Source organism: Mycobacterium sp. TH-M103, from assembly GCF_057473785.1.
In genome coordinates, this window is record NZ_JBYCLG010000254.1 from 1 (window position 1) to 10,150 (window position 10,150).

At 69.1% G+C, this 10,150-nt stretch carries 10 protein-coding genes; all 10 read right to left on the reverse strand.

Annotation, left to right across the window (positions count from 1 at the left end):
• Window positions 1-582 (reverse strand): mammalian cell entry protein (locus tag AC2VOR_RS14540; RefSeq protein WP_486963998.1); only part of this gene is annotated, 582 nt, incomplete at its 3' end.
• Window positions 549-1,103, reverse strand: coding sequence for a mammalian cell entry protein (locus AC2VOR_RS14545; protein WP_486963999.1), 555 nt, complete (start codon window positions 1,101-1,103; stop codon window positions 549-551). The genes AC2VOR_RS14545 and AC2VOR_RS14540, both read right to left, overlap by 34 nt.
• Window positions 1,100-2,062, reverse strand: a complete 963-nt coding sequence (locus AC2VOR_RS14550; RefSeq protein WP_486964000.1) for an RDD family protein — start codon at window positions 2,060-2,062, stop codon at window positions 1,100-1,102. Before AC2VOR_RS14550 ends, AC2VOR_RS14545 begins: the two co-directional genes overlap by 4 nt.
• Window positions 2,059-2,736, reverse strand: coding sequence for an Mce protein (locus tag AC2VOR_RS14555; protein ID WP_486964001.1), 678 nt, complete (start codon window positions 2,734-2,736; stop codon window positions 2,059-2,061). The genes AC2VOR_RS14550 and AC2VOR_RS14555 overlap by 4 nt, the downstream gene beginning before the upstream one ends.
• Window positions 2,706-4,256 carry a virulence factor Mce family protein gene (locus AC2VOR_RS14560; RefSeq protein WP_486964002.1) on the reverse strand — a complete coding sequence of 517 codons (1,551 nt, stop codon included), beginning with the start codon at window positions 4,254-4,256 and terminating at the stop codon, window positions 2,706-2,708. The genes AC2VOR_RS14555 and AC2VOR_RS14560 overlap by 31 nt, the downstream gene beginning before the upstream one ends.
• The gene (locus AC2VOR_RS14565; protein WP_486964003.1) at window positions 4,250-5,410 is read right to left on the reverse strand and encodes a virulence factor Mce family protein; all 1,161 of its coding nucleotides are present in this window, start codon (window positions 5,408-5,410) and stop codon (window positions 4,250-4,252) included. The genes AC2VOR_RS14560 and AC2VOR_RS14565 overlap by 7 nt, the downstream gene beginning before the upstream one ends.
• A 62-nt stretch (window positions 5,411-5,472) precedes the next feature.
• The gene (locus AC2VOR_RS14570; protein WP_486964004.1) at window positions 5,473-7,047 is read right to left on the reverse strand and encodes a virulence factor Mce family protein; all 1,575 of its coding nucleotides are present in this window, start codon (window positions 7,045-7,047) and stop codon (window positions 5,473-5,475) included.
• Entirely contained in the window at window positions 7,044-8,609 is a 1,566-nt protein-coding gene (locus AC2VOR_RS14575; RefSeq protein ID WP_486964005.1) for a virulence factor Mce family protein, read from the reverse strand. Before AC2VOR_RS14575 ends, AC2VOR_RS14570 begins: the two co-directional genes overlap by 4 nt.
• On the reverse strand, window positions 8,606-9,646 hold the full coding sequence (locus AC2VOR_RS14580; protein ID WP_486964006.1) for a virulence factor Mce family protein: 1,041 nt from the start codon (window positions 9,644-9,646) through the stop codon (window positions 8,606-8,608). Before AC2VOR_RS14580 ends, AC2VOR_RS14575 begins: the two co-directional genes overlap by 4 nt.
• Window positions 9,643-10,150 (reverse strand): MCE family protein (locus AC2VOR_RS14585; protein WP_486964007.1); only part of this gene is annotated, 508 nt, incomplete at its 5' end. The genes AC2VOR_RS14585 and AC2VOR_RS14580, both read right to left, overlap by 4 nt.

Sequence of the window (10,150 nt, forward strand, 5' to 3'; positions counted from 1 at the left end):
CTTCAGCGCGGGGACGTTCTTGGTCAGCGGACTGGTCGACGACGTGTTCGTGTAGACGATGACGACGGCGTTGGGCCCATCCAGCGATTCGACCGCCGCGCCGGTGACCTCGGTGCTGTTGGTGACCTTGGCCTGCTTGTTGGGGGCCACGATCGCGTCGACGAACTTGCGGTACTGGGCCTCGAAATCGCCGCTGAGGTAGCGCGACGCGCGATCGGCGAGGGTGTTCATGTTGTCCGGCGTGTAGGTCCACAGCGTGGTGATCGCGTTGGCCGCGGTCCGCGCCACCTCGATCTTGGTGGCGGCGGTCGCGCGGTCGGTCAGGTAGGGCTGCACCGCCGCACCGGCGAACGCGGCGGACCCGACGAATAGCAACGCCGCGACCGCGACGGCGGCGGCGAGGCGCCTGCCGGCCGGGCGCCTGGTCCGGACGCGGCCGTCTTCGGGAACCGTCGCGTCCTCGGCGGCGGGCTCGGACGTCTCGGCGGCAGTCTCGTCGGGCGTCTCGGCGGCGGGTTCGGCGGTCTCGACAGCGCCCGCATCGGCGGTCAGATCACCTGAGCCAGGTTGCTGATCTTCCACTGATTTCCTTCCTGCGTCGCGGTTGCCGTCCACCGGTTCGTGTTCTCGATCACTTGCTTCTCGTCCGGGCTCTTGGAGGTCACCGCGGTGGCCACCATCACGTTGGCGCTGCCGTCGTCGTTCCAGCGTTCCACGCCGGCGTCGAGCACGGTGCCGGTGGCCGGTTCGGCGCGGGCCACCTGCAACAGGATGTTGTTCGCGTTCGCCTTGTACTGCTTGGCGAACTCCCCGGTCGCCTGGGCCAGTATCCGCGACACGTAGTCGTTGGCGTGGAAGGGGTCGATGGAGGTGAACTGTGTCATGAAGCCGGTCACGTAGCCGAGCACCGCGCGGTCCCTGGACGCGGCGCGCTCGTGGTTTTCGTGGGAGGCCAGCATCAGGCTGCACACCGCGATCGCGGCCGCCGTCAGCAGCGCGGCGGTCGCGGCGGCGACCGGTAGGCCCCGCGGCCGCGGCCCCGGCGCCGGGCGCCCGACCAGCAGCGGCGCCTCACCGGGATGAAACCTCTTGCGTGGGCTCATTTTTCGCCGCCAGGAGGTTTGGGTTTGGTCAGCACGGTGAGGTCGTCGACGCGCCAGTCGCCCCCACCCTCGGCTTTGGCGAAACTCACCCGCACGGTCGCGGTGATGTACCGCTCGTTGGGGCTCGCGCCGCGGCGGCCCTGCATGAAGAGCAGCATCGTCGCCCGGTCCGGGCTCGCGGACTGGATCGAGCTGTCGGTCACCCAGTATTCGTTGATGACGGGGTGGCCCTTCTCCACGACCTCCTGCTGCTTGGCGAGCTTGTCGCGGTAGCTGTCGGTGGCCAGCGAACGGGCGCGCGCGAAGTCGTCGTGCAGCGACTTGGGGTCGTAGGTCAGCATCTGTGCGACGATCTTCGGCCCCTGGATCGCAAGCTGGGCAACGGTCCGATCGGTCGCGCGCTCGCGGGAGTACACCAGCACATAGGCGGCCGCCGCTCCGGCCACGCAGGCCGCCGCCGCGGCGAGCACCACCACCGCGGTCCACCGCCGCAGCGCGCGCCGATCCGTCTCGGCCTGCCGCACTTCGGTGCGCAGCACCATGTCGGCGAACGTGCGGCGCCGGGAGTCCCACAGCGGCCACAGCCAGCCCACCACCGAGGCCGAGTCGAGCAGGTGGGCCAGATCCCGCAGCAGCAGCCCCCACGCCGTCGGTGCGCCGCCGTCCCGGCGTGCCACCGCGATCCCGCACACGCCCCGGCCCAGGCTCCAGCCGGTGACGGCCGGCAGCACCCACCGGTTGACCGCCGTCGCCAGGATCGCCAGCCCGCCGACCGACAGCCACAGCCACCACCACACGGGGTGCTCACGCACGGTGAAGGCCACCAGCGCCGACGTCGTCATCACCGCGGCGCCCGGAACGACGTCCACCGCGATCGCGCACGCGCGAATGTGCCACGGCGCCAACGGGTTCGCCGGGGGCACTGCCGTGGTGGGAGTTTCCTCGACCACCACCGTCACTTGGTCACCTGGTCGAGCTTGGAGATCTTGTACTGACCCTCTGCCAGCGCCATCCTGACCCGCAGCCGGTAGCCGGTCTCGTTCTGGGTCTGGTCGGTGGCGACCTTGACGCGCATGGCGACCAGCACGTCGACCGAGCCGTCGTTGTTGTTGCGCTCGACGGCCGCCCGCACGTCCGAGACCTGCACGTGGACGTTGGCGGCCTGATACGCCTGCACCAGCATGCTGGTGTACAGCAGGGCCTGCGACCGGAATGCGTCGGTGCCGCAGTCGATGATCTTCTGCTCGCTCGCCGCCATCGCGTTGGGGTCCGGCGCCTGCGTCGCCGACACGCACTCCACCGCCGCCTTCAGCGCGGCCGCGTCCTCGCGGGCGATGGCCAGGGCCTCCCGGTGGAAACGCAACGCGAAATAGCCGCCGGCCCCGACGGCGCCGGCGCTCACGAGCAGCACCGCGACGATGCCGGCCACCCAGCCGCGGCCCAGCCGCGACGGGCCCCGCGGCACCTGGGCATCGGCAGGCGCCGAGTCCTCGGGGGCGTCCTGATCGGCTTCGCAACCCTCGGATTCCGGGAGAGTCCCGGATTCCGGGGCGTCGTCGGTCATGTCCTGGGTGCGCGACGAGTCGTCCGCGTCGGTGGGGTTCAGCCGGCTGGTGCCAGCATCTCCTTCCATCCGTCGTCTCCTGTTTTGGTCGAGTTTTCGACGGAATACCTGACTCCGTCGGGCCCTACCAGTTCACCGCTCTGGGGACTGTAGACGGCCGTGGGTGGCCCGCCCGGAGTGTAGACGCACGGGTTGGGTTGCTGCCCGTTGCACTCGACGGTACCGGTGCCCGGCCGCGTCAGCGGGTCGCTGGTGGGCGGCGGCGTGCCCGCCACCCGGTCCGAGGGCGCCGGGTTGAGCCCCGTGTTGATCGACGGCGCCGGGATCACCTGGCCCGGCCGCACCGACTGGTCGCAGCGGGCCGCGGGCGCGGGGCAGGTCAGGATCTGGTTGGGGTCGCCGTACCAGGGGTTGGTTCCGGCCGGGACGTAGGGCTTGGGGTCGCGACACTCCCGCGGCGTGGCGGCCCGCTTGCCCGGGACGTCGACACAGGGAATGTTGCGCGACCCGCGGACGCTGTTGGCCGGGGTGTCCATCGGGATCTTGCAGTAGGTGCCGTTCGGCAGGGGCGCCAGGCTGGTGTCGGCCGGGGACCGCCACTGCGGGGCCGGGATGAAGCCGGTCAGGCAGGGAGGCGGCTGGTTGATCGACAACGCCAGGTCGAGCGCGGCCTGGTTGGGGAACGGCGCGGCCACCGTCTGCGCGATCGAGGCGCCCTGCGGCAGGAACACCAGCAGCTGCTCCACGCCGGCGTGGTAGCGCTTGAGCAGGTCGAAGACGACCTCGAGGTTGGCCAGCGTCTGCGGCAGCGAATCCCGGACGTCGCCGAAGACCTCGTTGACCTGGTCGGCCGTGGGCGCCGCCTGGTGCAGCACGCTCCGCAGGCTCTGGTCCTGCTGGGCGGCCTGCGCCGACAGGTGGTTCAAGTTGCGCGCCCAGCGCTCGATCGCGTCCCCGGACTTGACCTGACTGTCGATCAGCGGCCCGGAGTTCTGGATGATGTCGTTGACGTCGGTGATGTTGGTCTTGAAGTCCCCGACGATCGCCTGGGTGGAGTCGACCAGCCGCTGCAGGGCCGGGCCCAAACCGCCGACCGACTGCGCCGTCTCGTCGAGCAGCTGGCTGATCTTGTCCTTGGGCAGCGCGGCCAAGCCCTTGTAGGCGGTGTCCAACGCCGGCCCGATCGCGGCCGGCACCGTGCCCTTGGTGATCGTCTGCCCCGGCGAGAGGAACTTGCCCGGGTGCCCGGTCGACACGAGGTCCAGGTACTGCTCACCGACCGCCGACACCGAGTGCACGTTGGCGACGGCGTCGACCGGGATCTTGTAGCGACTGTCGATGCTCATCGTCGCGTGGGCGCCCCGCTCGGTGGGCTCGACGTCGGTGACCTTGCCGATCGTGATGCCGCGGTAGGTCACGTTGGCGGTGGGATACAGCCCGCCCGAGGCGGGCAGGTCGGCTTGCAGCGTGTACCGGCCGATGCCGACCAGGCTCGGGATCTGCAGGTAGTAGACGCCCAGCACCAGCAGGGAGATCACCGTCATGATCCCGAACGCGACCAGCTGGCGTTTGACGAAGGGGGTCAGCAATTCCGGTCCCCCCTCTCCACCAGCGGCCCGCCCGGCGCGTCGTTCGGGTTCGGGGTGTAGCGCACGTCGGGGATCATCGTCTCGGGGTCGCGCCCGAACGACTGCTCGAGGGCGCGCAACGACCCCGACAGTCCGGTGCCGGTGAGGAACGCGTTGTCGATGGCGCTGTAGGTCAGGTCCAGCGTCAGCGAGATGTTGATGTAGTCCCCGCGGAACATCTTGGGCACCGTGTCGATGTCGAACGGCTGGGTGAGGATCAGTTTCAGCGCACCGATCAGGTACGGCGAGGCCCGTCCCAGCTCCTTGAGCGGGCACTGCAGCGCCTGCAGGTCCTGGTGCAGCGGCCCGCGCGCCTCAGACAGGTACTGGTTGGCGGACTGGCTGAGCCGTCCCACCGCGTCGGTGGCGTTGATCAGCAGGTTCTTGGTGTCGGCGAAGTGCTTGAGCAGCGGCGGGACGTCGGTCAGCACCCGGTCGAGGACGTCGGCGCGCCCGCCCACGTAGGCCAGCAGCCGGTTCGTCGAGTCGATCGCGTGGGTGATGTCGTTGCGCTGCTCGTCGAGCCGCGTGGTGAAGGTGTCCAGCTTGCCCAGGAACGAGCGGATCTGGTCACCGCGCCCGTTGAGGATGTTGTAGACCTCGTTCTGCAGCACCTCCAGGTTGGGGATGCCGCCCCCGCGCAGGATCAGCGCGAGGCTGGCCAGCGTCTGCTCGGTGGTGGGAAACGCCGACGAGTGCTTGAGCGGGATGGTGTCGCCGTCCTTGAGCAGCTGCGGCGACGGGTTGGGCGGTGCGGCCAGCTCCACGTGCTGGGAGCCCAGCAGGGAGGTCTGCCCGATCTTGGCGGTGGCGTTCATGGGCAGCTTGACGCTCTTGTCGATCCCGAGCGTCAGCGTGGCCACCCAGTTCTTCAGCTGGATCGCCCGGATGGACCCGACATAGACATCGGCGACCATCACCTTGCTGTTGCCGTTGATGGCCAGCGTGTTGGGCACCTGCACGTAGACGGTGTAGGAGTTCGCCCCGGTGCCCGGGCCGCCCGGGATCGCGACGTTGGCGATCCCTTTCCAGCCACAGGAGCTGAGCATCAGCGCGGCCACGCCCAGCGCGAGGGCCTGCCAGGAGCGGTGGCGGATCGCGCGTCCCGCGCTCATCGCGGCCCTCACCGCCCCATGGTTCGGCCCGCTCTTCGCGCGTCCCGCGCTCATCGCGGCCCTCACTGGCCCATCCCCGCGTCGAGAGGCGACGGTGTCGGCGCGACGGGTCCCGGCACCACGCCGGGGCCCGGCGGTGGCGGCGGAATCGGCACCTGCGGTGCATTCACGCCGATCGGGGGCAGGATCGGGTTCTCGTCGTAGGCGTTCGGCGGCCCCGGCGGGGTCTGCAGGTCGGACTGGACCGGCGCGATGTCGGGCCCACCCATGAGTTCGGCCAGCGAGTCCGGGGTCATCAGTCCGGCGGTGATCGGTCCCACCTTCTCCCCTTGCATCCCGGGGGCCACGATCCAGCCCGGTTGGGTGTTGCGGTGCGACGTCGGTGTATCGGGCACCCAGATGCCCGGCACGGTGGTGTCCTTGTACCCGTTGGGCGGCTGCAGCCGCGGCTCGGAGTAGGCGATCTCCTTGGGCAGCGTCTCGGCGGTGCTGAACAGGTTCAACCCGAACGGCGGGTAGTTGAACTTGATCGCGTCCAGGATCGGCCCCAAGTACTGCGCGCACAGCTCGGCGGACTCCTGGTACCCGAGCCTGCTGCCGGCCTGGATCGTGCTGCAGATGAACTGCATCGGGTTGGCGAAGTTGGTGACCGCCGGGATGGCCACGACCGATCCGTGCGACGGGTGATAGATCTGGTTGATGTTGGCTCCGGCTGTCGGACCGACGTGCAGGAAGGTCTCGAGGCCGTTGAGCGGCTCCGGCTGCAGCAGCGTATTTGTCGCCGTCTGCAGGTTGTCGATGTCCTGGATCAGCACCTCGCGGTTCTTGTTCAGGAACGGGCGCACGGTGGACAGCAGGCCGTCGAACTGCTGCACGGCATTGGCCAGGGCGCCGTCGGAGCTCGCGAGCCGGGTGGTGAAGTCGGCCAGGTTCTGGTTCAACGCGACGAACTGCTGATCGTCGGCGTGCAGCGCGTTGACGAACAGCGCCAGGCTGCGCACCACCGCGAAGAAGTCTCCGCGCCCCTCGTTGAGTGCGGTCAACGCCTGCGACAGGCTGTTGAGCGTCGTGTTGATCTGCTTGCCCTTGCCGGCCAGCCCGTCGGCGTAGGCCGAGATGACCTCACCGAACGGCCCCGTCGGCTGCTCCTTGGTGGGCCCCAGCTTGGAAACGATGTTGGTGATGCTGTCGCGCAGCTGGTCCCACTCGACGGGGACCTGGGTGCGGTTCTCGGGGATCACCGCATTGTCGGCCAGCACCGGACCGCCCTTGTAGGCGGGCTCGAGCTGGATGGCGCGCGAGGCGACCAGGGTCGGGTTGAGGATCACCGCCGAGGCGTTGGCCGGAACCTTGTACTGGTTCTGGTAGTGGAAGGTGACCTTCATCTTGTCGCCCACCGGCTCGATCTTGTCGATCGAGCCCACCCGCAGGCCCATGATCTGGACCTTGTCGCCGGGATAAAGGGCGTTGGCCTCCGGGAAATAGGCCACCACGGTGTTGTTGGTCAGCTTCTCGTACAGGCGGAAACCCACGTACGCCACGACCAGGGCCAGCACCACCACGAGCGAGCCGATGATGACCGAGGCCCGCGACAGCTTCGGCAAGCGCAGGTTCCGGATGTCAAAGATCGTGCTCAATTCTGGCTACCCCCTCCCGCTGCGCCGCTGCCCCCGGTCCCGCCGGGATTGATGAACGGTGCCGGCAACTGCTCGCCGGGCCCGGGCGGTGCCGCCGGGCCGGGCGGCAGGCCCGGGGCGAACGTCGACGGCGGCGGCGTCGGGCCGGCCGGCGCGAGGTTCTCGGTGCGCGCGCCCGGCGGTGCCTGCGTCGGCAGCGGCACCGGGGTGCCCGGGACGTCCGGCGGTGGGTCACCCGGGCGCCCGGCGATCGGGATGCCCGGCGTGGGCGGCAGGCCGTCGGGGTTGGGCGCCGAGGTCTGCACGTCGACCGGGGCCGGGAAGGCCGGCCCACCGAACGGCCCGGTGGTCGCGCCGGCGCAGGGCATGGGGTTGCCGGGCCGGGGCAGCTCGTCGGGCGTCGGCGCGTAGGAGCACGGTGACCCAGGCGGGACGGCCGGCCCCGGATGATCCGGGGTGCCCTCGAGCGCCGGGGGCGCCGGCGGCGGCGCGCCGTTGGGGAACCGGGTGCCGTTGGGGTCGGGGAACCGGAACGCCGGCAGCCCGGCGCTGCGCCAGAAGTCCTCGGGGTCGAGGCCGCGCTTCTTGAACGCCGCGTCGACCCAGGGCTGCAGCACCTGGTAGGGAGCCAGGTTGTGCAGGACCACCTTGAAGAACGGACCCGACGCGATGGCCTCGTTGAGCGACGGCAGGAAATGGCCGACCTCGGTGAGCCCCGTGGCGATGTCCTCCTTGCGCTGCACCAGGATTTCGCTGATCTGGCGCAGCTGTTCGAGCACGTGGTTGAGGTTCGGGTTGTCGTTGATGAACCCCTTGACCTGCTCGGAGAACGCCGCGATGTTGCCCAGCAGGGCGTTGATGGCCTGGCCGCGCTCGTTGAAGGCGGCCAGCAGCGTCTTGGTGTTGACCAACAGCCGGTCGACCTGCTCGCTGCGGTCGCCCAGCACGCTGGCCACCTGGTTGGCTTGGGCCAGCAGGTGCTTGATCTGGTCGTCGCGCTTGCCGATGGTGTCGGAGAACTTGGCGACGCCCTCCAGGGCGGCGCTCAGGTGCGGGTAGGTCTGGTCGACCGTCTGCGAGAGCACATGCAGCGACGTCTTGACCGTGTCGATGTCCCAGCCGGAGGCGGCCTTGGTGACGTCGAAAAACGCGTCGTAGATCTGGTAGGGGGTGGTGCTCTGCCCGATCGGCAGTGTGGCCCCGGGCCGCAGCCGCTGGGAACCCCGCGTCTCGACCTCCATGATCTTCTTGCCGAGGATGGTGTCGGTCTTGATGGCCAGCCGGCTCTCGGTGCCGATGGTGGTAGTCCCGATCGAGAACTTCATCACGATGTGGTCGCCGTCGATCTTCAGGCCCTCCACCTTGCCGACGTCCATGCCCGCGATGCGGACCTTGTCGCCGGTGCTGATGCCCCCGGTGTCGGTGAACTGCCCGTAATAGCTAGGTTTGGCGAACAGCATCGGGACGCTGGTGAAGCTTTGGCCCACGCCCAGCACGAGCAGCATCACCAGGATGCCCATCAGGCCGATGCGGGGCCGGTTGGCGGGTTCCAGCGTTCTCATTGCGGCGTGCACCTACCCGTCGGCTGCTGGAAGAGCCGGACCGTGCGGACCGGCCCCCCGGGCTGCAGCCCGTTGAGCTTGAGCGTGATGTCGCAGGAGTAGAAGTTCACGAAGTCCCCGTAGGACCCGATCGCGCGCCCGATCATGTTCAGCGCGGTCGGCACCTTGTGTAGGTAGTCGATCAGCTGCTCGCGCTGGTCGAGCAGCGGCTGCTGGATGGCGTCGAGGTCATTGATGGTCTTGTGCAGCAGGGCGCGGTCCCCACCCAGCAGGTCGGCCACCGTCCCGGCGGCGTTGCTGATGTGCGCGGTCCCGCCGGCCAGCTGTTGGCGGTGGTCGTTGAGGCCGGTGATCAGCACCTCGAGGTTGTTGACGCTGTCGTCGAACGCCTTGCGGTGCCGCACCGTGGTGTCCAGGACGATGTTGAGGTTCTTGACCACCTCGCCGATCGCCTGGTCGCGCTCGCCGAGCTGCGACGTCAGCTGCGCGGTGTGGTCGAGGATGTCGTTGATGGTGCCGCCCTGGCCCTGGAACACCGTGATCAGCGTGGTGGCGATGGTGTTGACCTTCTCCGGGTCCAGCGCCCGGAACAGCGGTTTGAACCCGCCGATGAGCGCGTCGAGGTCCAGCGCCGGCGACGTGCGCGACAACGGGATGAACCCGCCGGGCGGCAGGACCTTGTCGGCGCCCTCGCCCGAGCCGCGTTTGAGCTCCAGGTAGCGGTCACCGATCAGGTTCAGGTAGCGGATCTGTGCGGTCGTGGACTGATACAGGGGGATCCCGCGGTCGACGGCGAAGTCCACCCGCGCCCGCTTGCCACCGTCGGTCAGATGCACCGAGCTGACCTTGCCGACCTCCACCCCGGACGCCCGGACGAACTGGCCGGCCCGCAACCCGCTGACGTTGCTGAATTCCGCCGAATACCCGTTGGTTCGGTCGAACCGCATCTGGCCGAACACCACGATGATCATCGCGGTGAACAGCAGCAGCACCGTCGAGAAGATGCCGAGTCGGATGAGAGTACCGGTGATTTTCATGGGTTGATCGTGTTATCCCCTACCTGGCGGCCCCAGACGTACTCGATCGCGTAAGGCGACCCGGTGTCGAGGTGGTTGTACGGCGCGATGCTGTTGCCGGTGTCCATGACCAGCTCGGGCGCCGGCCACAGGTCGTGGGTGATCTCCTGCCAGCACCCCGGCGCGCCGCCCGGGCCGCCGCGGGCGTTCACCCGCGGCAGGTTCTCCGGATACATATAGGGGTTGGGGGCGCCGCCGACCACACCGGCGATCCCGCCCAGCCCCATCGTCAGCGCCGCGGTGGCGACCAGTGACAGCGGGTTGGCGATCAGCCCGAGCCCGGACAGCGCCTGGGTGTGGCTGTTCAGCGAATAGCCGTTGCCGGCCAGGAACGAGGCGGCTTTGGGCTCGATGTCGTGGTAGTTGCGCAGGGTGCAGTAGATCTCCGGGCTGTAGGTGTCCAGGAGTTGGGCGGTGGGCACCAGATCATTGGCCCCGCGCGCCAGATACGGCCCACCCTTGTCG